Source organism: Streptomyces smaragdinus, assembly GCF_009604385.1.
Taxonomy (GTDB): domain Bacteria; phylum Actinomycetota; class Actinomycetes; order Streptomycetales; family Streptomycetaceae; genus Streptomyces; species Streptomyces smaragdinus.
Genome location: NZ_WEGJ01000028.1, coordinates 29,352 through 45,923, shown reverse-complemented (window position 1 = coordinate 45,923; position 16,572 = coordinate 29,352). Strand labels below are relative to the sequence as shown.

General features: G+C 74.5%; 13 protein-coding genes. 8 read left to right on the top strand and 5 right to left on the bottom strand.

Annotated elements, in window-relative coordinates:
- Positions 1-10 precede the first annotated feature (10 nt).
- Both SRB5_RS26330 and SRB5_RS26325 read left to right on the top strand, forming a co-directional pair.
- A complete protein-coding gene (locus SRB5_RS26330) occupies positions 11-1,369 on the top strand; it encodes a vWA domain-containing protein (RefSeq protein WP_153455916.1) in 1,359 nt (452 codons plus the stop codon).
- Between the two features lie 23 nt (positions 1,370-1,392).
- Entirely contained in the window at positions 1,393-2,556 is a 1,164-nt protein-coding gene (locus SRB5_RS26325) for an FHA domain-containing protein (protein ID WP_153455915.1), read from the top strand.
- A 9-nt stretch (positions 2,557-2,565) separates the two neighbouring features.
- On the opposite strand, the gene SRB5_RS26320 is transcribed toward SRB5_RS26325, so the two are convergent.
- On the bottom strand, positions 2,566-3,549 hold the full coding sequence (locus tag SRB5_RS26320; RefSeq protein WP_153455914.1) for a methyltransferase domain-containing protein: 984 nt from the start codon (positions 3,547-3,549) through the stop codon (positions 2,566-2,568).
- An 80-nt stretch (positions 3,550-3,629) separates the two neighbouring features.
- Positions 3,630-4,523 (bottom strand): LysR family transcriptional regulator, encoded by an 894-nt coding sequence (locus SRB5_RS26315; protein ID WP_153455913.1) that lies wholly within the window; start codon positions 4,521-4,523, stop codon positions 3,630-3,632.
- A gap of 106 nt (positions 4,524-4,629) precedes the next feature.
- Between SRB5_RS26315 and SRB5_RS26310 the strand changes: the two genes are divergently transcribed.
- The 5 genes from SRB5_RS26310 to SRB5_RS26290 all read left to right on the top strand — a co-directional run bounded on the left by SRB5_RS26310 (position 4,630) and on the right by SRB5_RS26290 (position 13,261).
- On the top strand, positions 4,630-5,460 hold the full coding sequence (locus SRB5_RS26310; RefSeq protein WP_153455912.1) for an oxidoreductase: 831 nt from the start codon (positions 4,630-4,632) through the stop codon (positions 5,458-5,460).
- Between the two features lie 77 nt (positions 5,461-5,537).
- Complete coding sequence (locus tag SRB5_RS26305; RefSeq protein WP_153455950.1) at positions 5,538-5,909, top strand: globin; 372 nt, start codon at positions 5,538-5,540, stop codon at positions 5,907-5,909.
- Positions 5,910-6,059: 150 nt separating this feature from the next.
- Positions 6,060-9,392: an ABC transporter permease gene (locus tag SRB5_RS26300; RefSeq protein WP_323378500.1), complete on the top strand. Its 3,333-nt coding sequence runs from the start codon at positions 6,060-6,062 to the stop codon at positions 9,390-9,392.
- Between the two features lies 1 nt (position 9,393).
- Positions 9,394-12,267 (top strand): FtsX-like permease family protein, encoded by a 2,874-nt coding sequence (locus SRB5_RS26295; protein ID WP_323378498.1) that lies wholly within the window; start codon positions 9,394-9,396, stop codon positions 12,265-12,267.
- 13 nt (positions 12,268-12,280) lie between these two features.
- Positions 12,281-13,261, top strand: coding sequence for an ABC transporter ATP-binding protein (locus SRB5_RS26290; RefSeq protein ID WP_407703982.1), 981 nt, complete (start codon positions 12,281-12,283; stop codon positions 13,259-13,261).
- Here SRB5_RS26290 and SRB5_RS26285 read toward each other — a convergent pair.
- From SRB5_RS26285 to ettA, 3 genes are read right to left on the bottom strand one after another with little or no spacing between them, the layout of a single operon-like run.
- Positions 13,258-13,902 (bottom strand): hypothetical protein, encoded by a 645-nt coding sequence (locus tag SRB5_RS26285; protein WP_153455911.1) that lies wholly within the window; start codon positions 13,900-13,902, stop codon positions 13,258-13,260. The genes SRB5_RS26290 and SRB5_RS26285 overlap by 4 nt on opposite strands.
- Positions 13,899-14,270 (bottom strand): acyl-CoA thioesterase, encoded by a 372-nt coding sequence (locus tag SRB5_RS26280; protein ID WP_153455947.1) that lies wholly within the window; start codon positions 14,268-14,270, stop codon positions 13,899-13,901. Before SRB5_RS26280 ends, SRB5_RS26285 begins: the two co-directional genes overlap by 4 nt.
- A 46-nt stretch (positions 14,271-14,316) precedes the next feature.
- On the bottom strand, positions 14,317-15,981 hold the full coding sequence (gene ettA, locus SRB5_RS26275) for an energy-dependent translational throttle protein EttA (RefSeq protein ID WP_153455910.1): 1,665 nt from the start codon (positions 15,979-15,981) through the stop codon (positions 14,317-14,319).
- Positions 15,982-16,164: 183 nt separating this feature from the next.
- Here ettA and trxA point away from each other — a divergent pair, with 183 nt between their 5' ends.
- Positions 16,165-16,554 (top strand): thioredoxin, encoded by a 390-nt coding sequence (trxA, locus tag SRB5_RS26270; RefSeq protein WP_153455909.1) that lies wholly within the window; start codon positions 16,165-16,167, stop codon positions 16,552-16,554.
- The last annotated feature ends 18 nt before the right edge of the window (positions 16,555-16,572 follow it).

Here is a 16,572-nt window from a genome sequence, read left to right as displayed (position 1 = left end):
GAGCGGATAGATGGCCAACTTCTCCAAGTCCAACGCGCCGGAGTTCTCCGTCGAGGTCTACCAGAACGAGTTCCTGCCGGAGGGCGGCCGCGAGGTCAACGCGATCGTCACGGTGACCTCGACCGGCGGCGGCACGACCGGCGGGCTGCCGCTGCCCGCCGCCGACCCCGGCCGGGTCACCCTGTCCGCCGGCGGGTCGGACGCGGCCGTCGTCCTGATGGTCGACTGCTCGGGCTCCATGGACTATCCGCCGACGAAGATGCGCAACGCCCGCGACGCCACGGCCGCCGCGATCGACACCATCCGCGACGGGGTCTCCTTCGCCGTGGTCGGCGGTACGCATCTGGCGAAGGAGGTCTACCCGGGCAACGGCCGTCTCGCCGTGGCCGACTCGGCGACCCGGGGCCAGGCCAAGGAGTCCCTGCGCCGCCTCAGCGCCGGCGGCGGTACGGCCATCGGCACCTGGCTGCGGATGGCGGACCGGCTGCTGAACTCGGCCGACGTGTCGATACGGCACGGCATCCTGCTCACCGACGGCCGCAACGAGCACGAGTCGCCGGAGGCGCTGCGCGACGCCCTCGAGGCCTGCGCGGGCCGCTTCACCTGCGACGCCCGCGGCGTCGGCACGGACTGGGAGGTCAAGGAAGTCACCGGGATCGCCTCGGCGATGCTCGGCACGGCCGACATCGTCGCCGACCCGTCGGGGCTGGCCGCGGACTTCACGCGGATGATGGAGACCGCGATGGGCAAGGAGGTCGCGGACGTGGGTCTGCGGCTGTGGACGCCGCAGGGCGCGGAGATCAAGTTCGTCAAGCAGGTCGCGCCGACCATGGAGGAGCTCACCTCCCGGCGCACGGAGTCGGGGCCGCGCTCGGGCGACTACCCGACGGGTTCGTGGGGCGACGAGTCCCGCGACTACCACGTGTGCGTGGAGGTCCCCTCGGCCGGAGTGGGCCAGGAGATGCTCGCCGCCCGGGTCTCCCTCGTCCTCCCGCAGGGCGACGGGAGTGTGACAACTCTCTCGCAGGGTCTGGTGCGCGCGGTCTGGACGGACGACATGGCGGCCTCCACGCGGATAAACCCGCAGGTCGCCCATTACACCGGTCAGGCCGAACTGGCGCAGGTCATCCAGGCCGGACTGGACGACCGCAAGGCCGGCGACGTCGACGGCGCGACCGCGAAACTGGGCCGCGCGGTGCAGCTCGCGGCGGCTTCCGGCAACGAGGACACCGCCAAACTGCTGTCGAAGGTGGTGGACGTGGTGGATGCGGCGAGCGGTACTGTTCGATTGAAGGCAAAGGTCGCGGAGGCCGACGAAATGACGCTCGAGACGCGGTCCACGAAGACGGTCCGCGTCAAGAAGCAGTAACCGAGACAGGGGGATCCACCACCATGGCGACCTGCCAGAACGGCCATACCTCGGCGGCCGATGACTGGTGCGAGGTGTGCGGCATCCGCATGGCACCCCCCGCCGGGCCGCCCGTGGCGCCCATGACGGGCGCGCCCGTGCCCCCGCCCCCGCCGCCGGGCCCCGCGATGGGCGGCGGCTACGGCTACCCGGGCGCCGGACCCGAGCCGACGCAGCAGGCCGAGCTGTGCCCGCAGTGCCGGACGCCGCGGGAGGCGATGGCGCCGTTCTGCGAGGAGTGCCGGTACAACTTCCTCACGCACTCGCCCACCACGTACATCCCGACCGGGTCCGCGATGGGGATGACCGGCGGCGCCGGCTATCCGTCGCGCCAGGACGGCGGGTACACCTCGTCCCGCCCCTCGCAGATGAACCGCCCGGCCGAGCCCCTGCAGGGCTTCCCCCAGCAGGACCCGCGCGGCGCCGGACCGGGCACGGGCGGCGGCGACTTCCTGCTCCCCCCGCCGCCCCAGGACCCGTACGCCCAGCCACCGCAGCAGCCGCAGCAGCCCCAGCCCCCGCGCCAGCCGCAGCCGGACCCGTACGCGGCGCCCCAGCCCCCGCAGCAGCCGCAGTCGCCGCTGCACCAGGCGCCCCCGCAGACGCCCCTGCACCAGCAGCCCCCGCAGCCCGACCCGTACGCCCCCCGCCCGCAGGATCCGTACGCGCCGCCGCCCCAGCAGCAGCAGCCGGACCCCTACGCGCAGGGCGGCCCCGGTCCCGGCCAGCAGTACGCCCCCCAGGCCGGCTGGGTCGCCGTGGTCGTCCCGGACCGCGAGTACTTCACCGCGATGATGTCCCGCAGCGGCCCCGAGGCGTCCGGGCTGAACCTGCCCGCGTACTCCCCCGAGCAGAAGATCCCGCTGCAGGGCCCGCAGATCACCATCGGCCGGCGCCGGCAGTCGACGGGCGAGTCGCCCGACATCGACCTGTCCCGCCCGCCGGAGGACCCGGGCGTCTCGCACAACCACGCGGTGCTGGTGGAGCAGCCGGACGGCTCCTGGGCGGTCGTCGACCAGAACTCGACGAACGGCACGACGGTCAACGGCGGAGCCGAGCCGATCCAGCCGTACGTCCCGGTCCCGCTCCAGGAGGGCGACCGGGTGCACGTCGGCGCCTGGACGACGATCCGCCTCCAGCGCGGCTGACGGACGGCGTCAGCGCGGGACGGGCCACCGGTACGGCCCGTCCGCGCTGTCCAGCCACACCCACTGCTCCCCGCCCCGCACGCTCACCCCGAAGCGCTCGCGCTCCGGCTGCCCGGCGTCCTCCCACACCTCGTACAGCTCCCGCGCCGGCACGACGCCCGCGGTGAGCGCCAGCGCGAAGCGGAACGCGTCGGAGCCCAGCGCCCGCCGCGGCACACCCGAGGTGTCCTCGTACGGCTCCTCCCGTCCGCCGCCCCGCAGCGGCACGAAGTACGCCGGGGTCTCCAGGAACCGCCCGGACCCCTCGCCGGGGGCGGTGACGCGCAGCCGCAGCAGCCCGGTGCCCAGCGGCGCGAGGATCAGCGCGTCCGGGGCGCACTGGGCGAGCCAGGCCGCGGGGACAGCGGTCAGCATGCAGGTGGCGATGATCCGGTCGTACGGGGCGTGCGCGGCGCAGCCCCTCGACCCGTCGCCGGTGACGACCGCGGGGTGGTGGCCGGCGTCGGCGAGGTGGGCGCGGGCGGCCTCGGTGATCTCCGGGTACAGGTCGACGGTGGTGACGAAGTCGTCGCCGAGGCGGTGGCAGAGCAGCGCCGCGTTGTAGCCCGTGCCGGCGCCGATCTCCAGCACCCGGTGGCCGGCGCGGACGTCCAGGGCCTCCAGCATGCGGGCCATCAGGGACGGCTGGCTGCTGGAGGAGATCAGCTCCCCGTCCCGTACCCGCGTGGCCAGCGGCGTGTTCGCGTACGCCCCCTCCAGCCAGCGGCGCCGGCGGTCCTCGTCGGGGTCGTCGCGCCACAGGCGTTCGTAGCCGCCGGGGGTGCCGGCGTAGTAGTACGGCACGAACAGATGCCGCGGCACCTCCTCGAACGCCCGCCGCCACGCGGGGTCCGTGAGCGCCCCGTCCCGCCGGATCGCCCGGACGAGCGCGGCCCGCTCCACGGCCCCTCGGCCGGCGAAGGGGTCGGACTGCCGCGCGGTCCCGGTACCCATGCCTCCAGGGTGCTGCGCGAACGGCGGGGACGCGACCTCCGGCGGGCCGGTCACCCCACGGCCGGTCACCCCACGGGCGCTCACCCCACGGCCGCCGCCGCCCGGGCGCAGGCGTGCACCAGGGGCCGGGTGTCGCCGGCGCGCCAGGCCAGCGCGTACCGGCTCGGGGCCACCCCGCGCACCGGGACGGTGACGACGCCGCCGCGGGTGAGCAGCGGCGCGTTGCCGGCGGCGACCAGGCAGACGCCGAGGCCGGCGACGAGCGCCTCGTAGGTCTCGTCGACGCCGGCGATCTCGCCCCCGATCACGGGCTCGCGGCCGGCGCGGGCGTCCAGCGCGAGCCAGTGGTCGCGCAGCTCCGGCGCGGAGTCCGGGAGCGCGAGGAACGGCTCGTCCAGCAGCTCCGCGAAGTCCACCTCCGTCCGCCCCGCCAGCCGGTGTCCCTCGGGCAGGGCGACGGACAGCGGCTCCTCGGCCACCACCACCCAGCGGAAGCGCTCCGGCGCGGGCAGCGGCAGCCAGACGAACGCCACGTCGCTGGCGCCGTCCGCCAGCCCGGCCGTCGGGTCCTCCCAGCCGACCTGGCGCAGCCGCATCCCGGCCCCGGGCCGGGCGTCGGCCAGGCGCGAGCGGATCGCCGGGAGCAAGCCGCCCCGGCCGGGGCCGGTGCTCATCCCGACGGTGAGGGTGTTGCTCCCCTCGGTCCGGGCGGCCCGGACGGCTCCGGCCGCCGCGTCCCAGGCGGCGAGCACGGCGCGGGCGTGCGGGAGGAGCGCGGCGCCGACGGGCGTGAGGGCGACGGAGTGCCGGTCGCGGTCGAAGAGCCGCGCGTCGAGCTGCCGCTCCAGGGCCCGGATCTGCTTGCTCAGCGCCGGCTGGGAGACGTACAGGCTCTCGGCGGCCCGGGTGAAGTGCAGCTCCTCCGCGACCGCGACGAAGTACCTGAGGTCCCGGACGTGCGCGTCGTCGGTCATGCCCGTTGGCTATCACGAAAGGTCTTGGACGGACAACCGGGTTGTGGCGCAGGCTCGTTACCGGCGTCCGGGAGAGACCGGGACGCGCACGACAAGGAGTACCGACATGGACAAGGTATGGCTGATCACCGGCGCCAACAGCGGGTTCGGCCGCGCCTTCACCGAGGCCGCGGTCGCCGCCGGGGACGTGGTGGTGGCCGCCGCGCGCCGCCCGGAGACCCTGGCCGGTCTGGTCGAGGCCCACCCCGACCAGGTGGACGCGGTGGCGCTGGACGTCACCGACCCGGCGGCCGTGGCGCGGGTGGTGGCCGGGGTCGCCGAGCGGCACGGGCGGATCGACGTGCTGGTGAACAACGCGGGCCGTACGCACGTCGGATCCGTCGAGGAGACCGGCGACGCCGAGCTGCGCTCGCTGTTCGACGTGCACCTCTTCGGCGCGGCGGCGCTGACCCGCGCGGTGCTGCCGCACATGCGGGCCCGGCGGTCCGGGGCGATCGTGCAGCTGAGCAGCGTCGGCGGGCAGATGTCGATGGCCGGGTTCGGGGCGTACAGCGCCACCAAGTTCGCCCTGGAGGGGCTGTCGGAGGCGCTCGCCGCCGAGGTGCGGCCGCTCGGCATCGACGTGCTGATCGTGGAACCGGGGGCGTTCCGTACGGCCCTGTTCGGCAACCACAGCCTGAGCGAGGACGGCATCGCCGACTACGCGGACACCGTGGGCGCCACCCGGCGGATGGTCGAGACGTCCGGCGGCACCCAGCCCGGCGACCCGGCGAAGGCCGCGGCGGCCGTGCTCGCCGCCCTGGACGCCGATCACACCCCGCTGCGGCTGGCCCTCGGGGACGACTGCATCGACACCCTCCACGGCCATCTCGACCAGGTACGGGCGGACCTGGCCGCCTGGGAGAAGACGGGCCGGGACACCAGGCTGGACGCGTGAGAACCCGGCGGAGGCCTACGCCCGGAGTCCTCCGCCGGGGCGGGTGAGAGCATGGACGGGTGAGCGATACGCAGCAGATGAGCTTCTACGACCAGGTCGGCGGCGAGGCCACGTTCCACCGGCTGGTGCACCGCTTCTACGAGGGCGTCGCGGGGGACCCCGACCTGCGGGCGATGTATCCCGAGGAGGACCTGGGGCCGGCGGAGGACCGGCTGCGGCTCTTCCTGATCCAGTACTGGGGCGGCCCCCGCACGTACAGCGAGAACCGCGGCCATCCGCGGCTGCGCATGCGGCACGCCCCCTTCACGGTGGACCGCGCGGCGCACGACGCCTGGCTGCGCCATATGCGGACGGCCGTCGAGGAGCTGAAGCTGGACCCCGCGCACGAGCAGCAGTTGTGGGACTACCTGGTGTACGCGGCCGCCTCGATGATCAACACTCCCGACTGACCACCGGTCCGTACCGGGCCGGTCACCACCGGTGATCGGCTCGGTCACGAATACATTCCGACCGTTATCCGGACGCTGTGTTCGGCAAGCGCCTTCTGCCACGATCGGACCCAGCACCGGGGGGTGCACATCTGAGCTACGGGGGGTTGTGTGCCCGGATTTGTCTTTCTGCGGGTACGGGCACATCGGCTGCTGCTGGCGGCGGCGGTGCTCACCGTCCTGCTCACCACGGCGGTGCTCGCGGCGCTGACCGCCTTCTCCACCACCATCGGTGACGCCGGACTGCGCCATGTGCTGCGCTACGGCTCGGCGGTCGACGCCGCGCTGGTGGTGAAGACCCCCACCCTGCCCCAGTCCAGGGCGGCCACGGCCGACAACGCTGTCCGGAAGCAGGCGGCGCGGGCGTACGACGGGCTGCCGGTGGCCGTACAGCCGCTGCTGCGCTCCGGCCCGTACGCCCTGCCGGACACGCTGCGGCCCGCGGGCGCCGGCACCGGCGAGGACCCGGACCTCACGTACTTCGCCCAACTCGACCGCACCCAGGTGGAGCTGGTCGACGGCGCCTGGCCGAAGGCCGGCGGCGAGGCGCGCCAGGCCGCGCTGCCGGAGAGCGCCGCGCGGGCGCTGCGGCTGGGGCCCGGCGACGAGTTCGCGCTGACGGGCCGCTCGAAGGAGGACAAGCCGGTCACCGTCCGGCTCTCCGGCGTGTACCGGCCCAAGGACCTCGACGCCCCGTACTGGCAGCTCGACGACGCCGGGGGCCGGGGTGTGCGCACCCTCGGCTACACCACGTACGGGCCGCTGATGGCCGACCCCGCGGACTTCGCGGCGGGCCGGCTGCGGACCGCCGCCGGCGGCTGGGTGCTGCGCGCCGACTTCAGCCATGTCACCGCGGACCGGATCGACGCCCTGACGGACTCGGTGAAGGCGGCGACGGAGACCCTGCCCGACATCGAGGCGCTGGGTCCGGCCACCGCGACCACCCATCTGCCGGACGTGCTGGAGACGGCCGACCGGGCGCTGCTGGTGAACCGTTCCACCCTGCTGATCGTCGCCCTGCAGCTGATCCTCCTCGCCGGCTACGCGCTGCTGCTGGTGGCCCGGCTCCTCAGCGACGAACGCGCCGGCGAGAACGCCCTGCTGCGCGCCCGCGGCGGCTCCCGCGGCCGGGTGGCAGGGCTGGCGGCGACCGAGGCCCTGCTCCTGGTGCTGCCCGCCGCGATCGTGGCGCCGCTGCTGGCGGGACCGATGATCGGGCTGCTGTCCGGTACGGGCCCGCTGGAGCGCGCCGGCGTCGAGGCGGCCACCTCCCTCACCCGCACCACCTGGCTGGTCGGGGTCGGCGCGGCGCTGGGCTGCGCGCTGGCCGTCACCGCGCCCGCGCTGCTGCGCGCGGCCGGTGACCGGACGCTCGCCGTGGGCCGGGCGCGCGCGAAGCCGCTGCCGGCGCCGCTGCGGGCGGGGGCGGACCTGGGGCTGCTGGTCGTCGCGGGGGTGGCGTACTGGCAGCTGGACCGGCAGACGTCCGGCGGCGGTGCGCTGAACACGGACACCTCCGGCACCCTGGGCGTGGACCCGGTGCTGGTGGCGGCGCCCGCGCTGGCGCTGCTCGCCGGCACGGTGCTGACGCTGCGGCTGCTGCCGCCGACGGCGAGGCTGGCGGAGCGGCGCGCGGCGTCCGGCCGGGGGCTGCCGGCGGCGCTGGCCGGGTGGCAGCTGTCGCGCCGCCCGCTGCGCGGCGCGGGTCCCGTACTGCTGCTGGTGCTGGCGGTGGCGATGGGCATGCTGGCCATCGCCCAGGGCGCGTCGTGGGAGCGTTCGCAGCGCGACCAGGCGGCGTTCCGGGCGGGCACGGACATCCGGGTGCTGTCGACGAGCCTGTCGGCGCTCGGCCAGGGCGGCGTGTACGCGAACGCGCCGGGCGTGGAGCAGGCGTCGCCGGCGACGCGGATGTCGATGCCGCTGGCCGAGGGCCGCAGCGCCGACATCCTCGCCCTGGACACGGCCACCGCGGCCGAGGGCATCCGGCTGCGCGGCGACCTCGCGGACGGCCCGGCGGAGGAGAAGCTGGCGGCGCTCGAGCGCAGGCCGGCGAAGACCGTCGGGCTGACGCTGCCGAAGGGCACCGAGCGGCTGGAGATGACCCTGCGCATCACCTCGGACCCGGAGCCGCAGCGGCTGGGCGCCCTCCCCGGGATGACCGACCCGGTCACCGTGCGGCTCGAGGACCGTTACGGCCTGCCGTACGAGGTCTACGCCGGCGAACTCCCGGTGGACGGCCGCGACCACACCGTCACCCTCGATCTGGCGAAGGCCGCCGGCGCGGGCGGGAAGCCGGCCGAGCCGCTGCTGGTGACGGGCTTCGACTTCGACTTCACCATCTTCGACCGCAACTCCAACCGCGACGTGACCATGAGCGCGATCACCGCCGTGACCGGCGGGAAGCGCACCGGGGTGACGGTACCGCGCACCCTGGAGTGGGAGGTCTCGGAGAGCGCCGACGGCAACGTGATCGACAAGACGCCGCGGTCCGGCCTGCCGGTCGAGGGCGACACCGGCACCCCCCTGCGCTTCAACCACAGCACGGGCACCGCACCGTACGGCGGTTACGGGGCGCGGGCCACCGGCGGCATGACCGTCCGGGCCGAGCAGCCGCCGGCGCCGGACCTCGGGGCGATCGCCACGGACCAGTTCCTGACGTCCACGGGCCTGAAGGTCGGCGACGTCCTGAACGTCTCCTTCGGCGGCACCGACATCCAGGCGAAGATCGTCGACACCCTGCGGGAACTCCCCACCACCGGCCCCGGCTCCATCTCCCGGCTCGGCCCCGTCACCCCCGCCCAGGACGGCGGCGCGCTGCTGGTCGACTTCCGTACGGCCAGCCGGCAGATCGTGCGGGCGGACGGCAATCCCCTGCGGCCCACCGAGTGGTGGCTGCGCACGGCGCCCGGGCAGACGGAGAAGACGGTCACCTATCTGCGCGGACGCGGCGACAGCGATCCGTCGGACATCATCGCGCGCGACGAGCTGACCGAGCAGCTGAGCTCCGACCCGCTCGGCGCCGGCCCGCAGGCGGCGCTGACGGCGACGGCCGTGGTCGCGGCGCTGCTGGCGGCGATGGGCTTCGCGGTGAGCGCCGCCGCCTCGATCCGGGAGCGGACGAACGAGTTCGCGGTGCTGCGGGCGCTGGGCGCGCCCCAGCGGCAGCTGGCGCGGATGTTCGCGGCCGAGCAGAGCGTGCTCATCGGGCTGGCGCTGGCCGCGGGGCTGGTGCTGGGGGCGGTGCTGTCACGGACGGTGGTGCCGCTGACGACGCTCACCGCGTCCGCGGCGAAACCGCATCCGCCGGTGCTGGTGGAGCTGCCGTGGACGTCGGTGGGACTGGTGATCGCGGGTGTCGCGGCCGTACCGCTGCTGATCACGGCGGCCGTGGCGCTGCGGCGCGGCGATCCGGCGACGGCACTTCGACTGGGGGGTGAGTGAGGTGGCACGCGGGAATCTCGACGCGGGCTGGGTACGGACCCGGCTGCGCACCTCGAAGGGCGGCGCGGTCGCGCTGGGGCTGCTGGTGTTCTTCACCGCGTTCCTGGCGGCGGCGTTCCCGCGGGCGGTGGACACGTACCAGGACGGCGCCCTGCGCGAGGCGGTGACGGACGCGCCGCCGACGACGCGCGCGGTGACCGCCACGGTGGACCACAAGCCGCTGCGGGCGTTCGGCGACCCGGGCGCGGCCCAGCGGGTGCCGCTGCGGGGCGCGCAGCTCGAGGACGCGGCGCAGACGATCCGCAAGCAGCTGAGGGCCCCGCTGGAGATCCGCGACGAGGACGTGGCGTACGGCGTGCGCACCGGGTCCGGCGTACGGGCCTACGACCGGTCGCTGCCCCGCCCGGACGGGGAGGACGCGCAGTTCCAGCTCGACGCCCGGGCCGGCCTCGCGGACCACTCCCGGCTCGTCGACGGCGCCTGGCCGAAGGGCGGCGGCGAACGCGGGGCCGGCGGCGTGGCGTTCCGGGCCGCGGTGACGCGGGACACCGCGAAGGCCCTGAAGCTGCGCGTCGGCTCGAAGCTCCACTTCCGGCGGGAGGGGACGGTCCGCAAGGGCCCGCGGGGAACGGACGTCGCGCTCGGCGACGCCGTCGTGACGGTCACCGGGATCGTCGAGCCCGTGGAGCCCGGCTCCGAGTACTGGGCCCTCGACCCGCTGCTGCTCTCCGCCCGGGAGATCGACATGCCGCGCTCCCCGGGATCGATCGGGCTGCCGCCGCGGATCATGGCCGGCGCCCTGCTGCTGCCGGAGGGCGCCGGGCCGGACCTGTTCGAGGAGTTCAACCCCGGTTTCCTGCCCTACACCCCCGTGTCCGAGCCGCAGGTCTACTGGAAGTTCCCCGTCGCCGCCGGCGCGCTGCACGGCGACGACGCCGCCGCGATCCGCGCCGTGCTGAACCAGCTGGCGGTCGGCCCCGCGCTGATCAGGCTGCAGGCCGGCATCAGCCCCGATCTGGCCGTCGGCTCCGGGCTGCTGGACGTCCTGGCCGGCTACGAGCAGCTGCGCGACGCCATCGCGCCCGTCGTCTCCGTCGCCGCGTTCGGGGTGGGGACCACGGCGGCCGTGGTGCTGCTGATGACGGGCGGGCTGGCCGTCGTACGGCGGGGTCCCGAGCTGCGGCTGATGCGGTCGCGCGGCGGGTCGCTGGCGGGGCTGTCCGCGATGCTGGCCCTGGAGGCGGCCGCGGCCGTGGTGCCCGCGACGCTGGCGGCGCTGCTGCTGGCGGTTCTCGTGCTGCCGGACGGCCGGCTGCTGCCGGCGGTGGCGGGCGCCGGGGTGGTCGCGGTGCTGGCCGTGGTCGCGCTGCCGGTGCGGGCGGCGGCCCAGCTGCGCCGGGTACGGCCCGCGGGACGGCAGGACCTGGTCGCCGCCCGGCCGTCGCGGCGGCGCACGGTGCTCGAACTCACCGGGCTGGCGCTGGCGGTGGGCGCCATCGTGGCGCTGCGCCGCCGGGGGGCCGCGCCGGGTGACGTGGACGCGCTGCTGAGCGCGGCGCCGGTGCTGGCGGCGGTCGTCGCGGCGTCGCTGTTCGTACGGCTGTACCCGCTGCCCCTGCGGCTCGCGGCCCGTCCGGCGGCGCGCGGGCGGGGGGCGATCGGGTTCCTGTCGCTGGCCCGGGCCGGGCGCACCCACGCGGCGGCGGCGCTGCCGCTGCTGGCCCTGCTCGTCGCGCTGACCACGGCCTCCTTCGGCGGTTCGGTGACGGCGGGCGTCGAGCAGGCCCGTACCGAGGCCGCCCTCTACGCCACCGGGGCCGACGCCCGGATCGAGTCCGGCTCGGGCGGCGCGTTGCCCGCCGGGCTGGCCGGCCGCGTGGCGAAGGTGCCCGGGGTCAGCGGCACCGTCGGGGTCACGCTCGAGCCGGGGCTGGGCCTCGACGAGAGCGGCTCGCTGGTCACCCTGGTGATCGCCGAGCCGCGCGCCTACGCGGACCTCACCGCCGAGCTGGGCTTCGCGGCGTTCTCCGCCGAGGCGCTGACCGGCGACACCCAGTCCTCGATGCCCGCCCTGATCTCCCCGGGGGTCGAGGAGGCCCTGGTGGAGGGGACGCTGACGCTGCAGCCCACCATGGGGCAGCTGCGGGTCCGCGCGGCCGCCGTGCTGGAGAGCACCCCGGCATGGCCGGGCGGCAACTTCGTGGTCGTCAGCTCCGAACAGGTCGCGAAGGACTACCCGGACTTCGCCGCCGATCCGCTGAACCGGCCCGACACCCTGCTCCTGGACGGCTCGGGCCCGCAGGGCTCCGGCATCGACGCCGGCGCGCTGAAGAGGACCGTCACCGCCTCCGGCGGCGAGACCGCGGTCAAGCTGCGCGCCGAGGCCAAGGACGCGTTCGACGACTCGCTGCTCCAGCGCGGCGCCGAACGGCTCTACGTCAGCGCCACGTTCGCCGGCGCCGCGTTCGCCGTCCTGGCCGTGCTGCTGTCGCTGCTGCAGGCCGCCCCCGAACGCAAGGCCCTGCTGGCGCGGCTGCGCACCATGGGCCTCACCCCCGCCCACGGCCGGCGGCTGCTCGTCCTGGAGGCGCTGCCCCAGGTGCTGCTGGCCGGCGGGGTGGGCGTGCTGCTGGGCATCGCCGCCGTCCGGCTGGTGGAGCCCGGCATCGACCTCGCCGTCCTGGCGGGCGCCCTGACCGGCTCCGACCCGGACGTCCAGGGAATGCTGGACGCCCGGCTGGTGCCCGACCCCGCCGCCCTGCTGCTGCCGTCGCTGGCCGTCCCCGCCCTCGTCGTCGCCGCGGTCCTCACCCAGTCGTGGTGGACCGGACGGCAGCGGGCGGCGACCGAACTCCGGGCGGGAGACCGCGAATGAGCCTCACGAAAGGATCCCGCGCGTGACCTCGACGACCACATCCCTCGCCGAACTCGAGCGCCAGGCCGCCGACCGCACGTCGCGCGCCGGCTTCGGGCACGACGCCCTCATCGCCTGCGACCAGGTCGTCCGGATCTTCACCGCCGACGGCGTGGAGGTCCAGGCGCTGCAGGGCCTGGACCTGCTGGTCGCCGAGGGCGAGCTGATGGCCCTCGTCGGCGCGTCCGGCAGCGGCAAGTCCACGCTGCTGAACATCCTCGCCGGACTCGACGTCCCGTCCGCCGGACAGGCGTCGGTGGGCGGGAACAACCTGCTGACCATGGACGCCGCGCAGCGGCTGCGCTACCGGCGCGAGACCGTGGGCTTCGTCTGGCAGCAGACGGCGCGCAATCTGCTGCCGTATCTGACGGCCCTGCAGAACGTGATGCTGCCCATGCAGCTCTCGGGCGCCCGCAGCCGCCGCCGGGTCCGGGTGGAGCGGGCGGAGGAGCTGCTGGAGCTGATGGACCTCGCCGACTGCCGCGACCGGCGGCCGGGGGCGCTGTCCGGCGGTCAGCAGCAGCGGGTCGCGATCGCCGTGGCGCTGGCCAACCGGCCGGAGGTGGTGCTGGCGGACGAGCCCACCGGTGAGCTGGACTCGGCCACCGCGGAGCAGATCTTCGCGGCCTTCCGTACGGCGAACGAGGAGCTGGGCACGACCATCGTGATCGTCACGCACGACCAGTCGGTGGCCTCGGAGGTACGCCGCACGGTCGCCATCCGCGACGGCCGCACGGCGACGGAGGTGCTGCGCCGCACGGAGATCGACGAGCACGGGCGGGAGTCGGTCGTGGCCCGGGAGTTCTCGGTGGTGGACCGCTCCGGGCGGCTGCAGCTGCCCCGGTCGTACACCGACGCCCTGGACATCCGGCACCGGGTGCTGCTGGAGCTGGAGCAGGACCACATCGGCGTGTGGCCGGACCACTCGGCGGACGAGCAGGCCCGGGACCGCTAGACGGGCGTGACCCCCAGCCCCGGCAGCCCGCCGCTGCGGCGAACCGCGACCGAGCCGTACGGGGTGCGCAGCCGCAGCCAGGCGCCGGCCGTGACGAGCGCCGCGCCGGCGTCCGGGCGCAGCAGGCCGAAGACGTGCGCGGCGTGGGCGGCGCGCAGCGGCAGCGGGGTCTCGCCCAGGGTGCGGCCCCAGATGTCGGCGCCGATCCGGTCGAGCTCGGCCCGGGTGCGCCCGTCCTGGGGCAGCCCCTCGACGCGGGCCCTGAACTCCTTGACCGCCGCGCCGACCGCCCCGTGCAGCTCCGCCGCGGTCGGCAGCCCGGCATGCGGCTGCCATCCGGTACGGGGCGGGAGCAGGCCGGTCCAGGCGGGGCCGGTGACGGGGGCGGGGACGGTGGCCTCCGCGCCGGTCACGGACTCCAGCAGCTCGCCGGCCGAGACGGTGACGTCCAGCTCGGCGGGGGTCGCCAGCCGGGCGGTGCGCACGACGACGGCGTCCAGCGCCGGGGCCCGGCCGAACACGGCGAGCGCGTCGCCGGACGCCTGGAGCCGGACGGCGGCGGCCCGGTCGTAGCGCAGCAGCCGGGTCAGGAGGGCGGCGAGGGCCGCCCCCTCCTGCGGGCCGGCGAGGGTCAGGCTCATGCCTCGTCCTCGCGGTACTTCTCCAGGAACGCCGTCTCCTCGTCCGTCAGCCGCCGCGGGCGGTTGGCCTTGAAGTCGAACGGCACGATGACGGTCGACGCCCGCGCGTACACCAGGTCGTCGTCCTTCACCTCGTAGGCGAGGACCGCCGAGGCGGCCCTGATCTTCGTCACCCACAGGTCGATGTCGACCGGGGAGTGGCGGTGCTTGAGCTGGTGCCGGTAGTCGATCTCGTGCCGGGCGACCACCGACCCGCCCTTGAAGGACGCGTCGCCCTCGCCGGGCGCCAGGCGGAACATGAAGTCGATCCGGGCCTCCTCCAGATAGCGGAGGAAGGCCACGTTGTTGACGTGCCCGTAGGCATCCATGTCCGCCCAGCGCAGCGGGCACCGGTAGGTGTGGCGGGCCAACGCGTCAGCCCCGCGTCAGCTTCTTGTACGTGGCACGGTGCGGGCGGGCGGCGTCGGCGCCGAGCCGCTCGACCTTGTTCTTCTCGTACGACTCGAAGTTGCCCTCGAACCAGAACCACTTGGAGTCGCCCTCGTACGCGAGGATGTGCGTCGCCACGCGGTCCAGGAACCACCGGTCGTGGGAGATGACCACGGCCGCGCCGGGGAACTCCAGCAGGGCGTTCTCCAGGCTGGAGAGGGTCTCGACGTCGAGGTCGTTGGTCGGCTCGTCGAGGAGCAGCAGGTTGCCGCCCTGCTTGAGGGTGAGCGCCAGGTTGAGGCGGTTGCGCTCGCCGCCGGACAGGACGCCGGCCGGCTTCTGCTGGTCGGGGCCCTTGAAGCCGAAGGCGGAGACGTACGCCCGGGACGGCATCTCGACCTGGCCGACGTTGATGTAGTCCAGCTCGTCGGAGACGACGGCCCACAGCGTCTTCTTGGGGTCGATGTTCTCGCGGGACTGGTCGACGTAGGAGATCTTGACGGTCTCGCCGACCTTGATGTCGCCGGTGTCCGGCTTCTCCAGGCCCTGGATCATCTTGAAGAGCGTCGTCTTGCCGGCGCCGTTCGGGCCGATGATGCCGACGATGCCGTTACGGGGCAGGGTGAAGCTCAGGTCGTCGATGAGGAGCTTGTCGCCGAAGCCCTTGGAGAGGTTCTTGACCTCGACGACGACGCTGCCCAGCCGGGGGCCCGGCGGGATCTGGATCTCCTCGAAGTCCAGCTTGCGCATCTTGTCGGCCTCGGCGGCCATCTCCTCGTACCGCGCCAGACGCGCCTTGGACTTCGCCTGGCGGCCCTTGGCGTTGGAGCGGACCCACTCGAGCTCGTCCTTGAGCCGCTTGGCGCGCTTGGCGTCCTTCTGGCCCTCGACCTTGAGGCGGGCGGCCTTGGTCTCCAGGTACTTGGAGTAGTTGCCCTCGTAGCCGTGCAGCCGGCCGCGGTCGACCTCGCAGATCCAGCCCGCGACGTTGTCCAGGAAGTACCGGTCGTGGGTGACGGCGACGACGGTGCCCGGGTACTGGGCGAGGTGCTGCTCCAGCCACTGGACGGACTCGGCGTCCAGATGGTTGGTGGGCTCGTCGAGGAGGAGCAGGTCGGGCGCCTCGAGGAGGAGCTTGCAGAGCGCGACGCGGCGCTTCTCGCCGCCGGAGAGGTTGACCACGGGCCAGTCGCCGGGCGGGCAGCCCAGGGCGTCCATGGCCTGCTCGAGCTGGGCGTCGAGGTCCCAGGCGTTGGCGTGGTCCAGGTCCTCCTGGAGCTTGCCCATCTCGTCGAGCAGGGCGTCCGAGTAGTCGGTGGCCATCTGCTCGGCGATCTCGTTGAACCGCTTGAGCTTGCCCATGGTGCCGGCGACGCCGTCCTGGACGTTCTCCAGGACCGTCTTGGACTCGTCGAGCGGGGGCTCCTGGAGCAGGATGCCGACGGTGTAGCCGGGCGTGAGGAACGCGTCGCCGTTCGACGGCTGCTCCAGCCCTGCCATGATCTTCAGCACCGTGGACTTACCGGCACCGTTCGGGCCCACGACACCGATCTTCGCGCCCGGCAGGAAGCTCAGCGTGACATCGTCGAGGATCACCTTGTCGCCGTGCGCTTTGCGCGCCTTGCGCATGGTGTAAATGTACTCAGCCAACAGAAACCATCCGGCAGTGTGGGTCGAACGATGGGTAGTCGGACTCCATCTTGCCCGACCGGGGTGCCCGGACGAAAACGAGATGGCGGGCGCGCGGGCCCCGGCGGGTTCCGCCGGGCACCCCGCGGGGAAATCACGCATGGTGGTACGTGACGGGCCGGCGGACGGACGAGAGGGCGGCGGATGGCAGCGGTCGAGCTGACCAAGGACAACTTCGACGAGGTCGTGGGCGGCGCGGACATCGCGCTGGTCGACTTCTGGGCGGCGTGGTGCGGGCCGTGCCGGCAGTTCGCGCCGGTCTTCGAGAAGGCGGCCGAGAAGCACGGCGACATCGTGTTCGGGAAGGTGGACACCGAGGCGCAGCAGGAGCTGGCGGCGGCGTTCCAGATCACGTCGATCCCGACGCTGATGGCCGTGCGGGAGAAGGTCGTGCTGTACGCGCAGCCCGGCGCCCTGCCGGCGACCGCGCTGGAGGACCTCATCGCGAAGGTGCGCGAGGTGGACATGGCGGAGGTCCACCGCGAGGCGGAGGCCCAGCGGCAGGCGCAGGGCGGGCCCGGCACACCGGCCTGAGGCGCCGCGGTCGGGTCG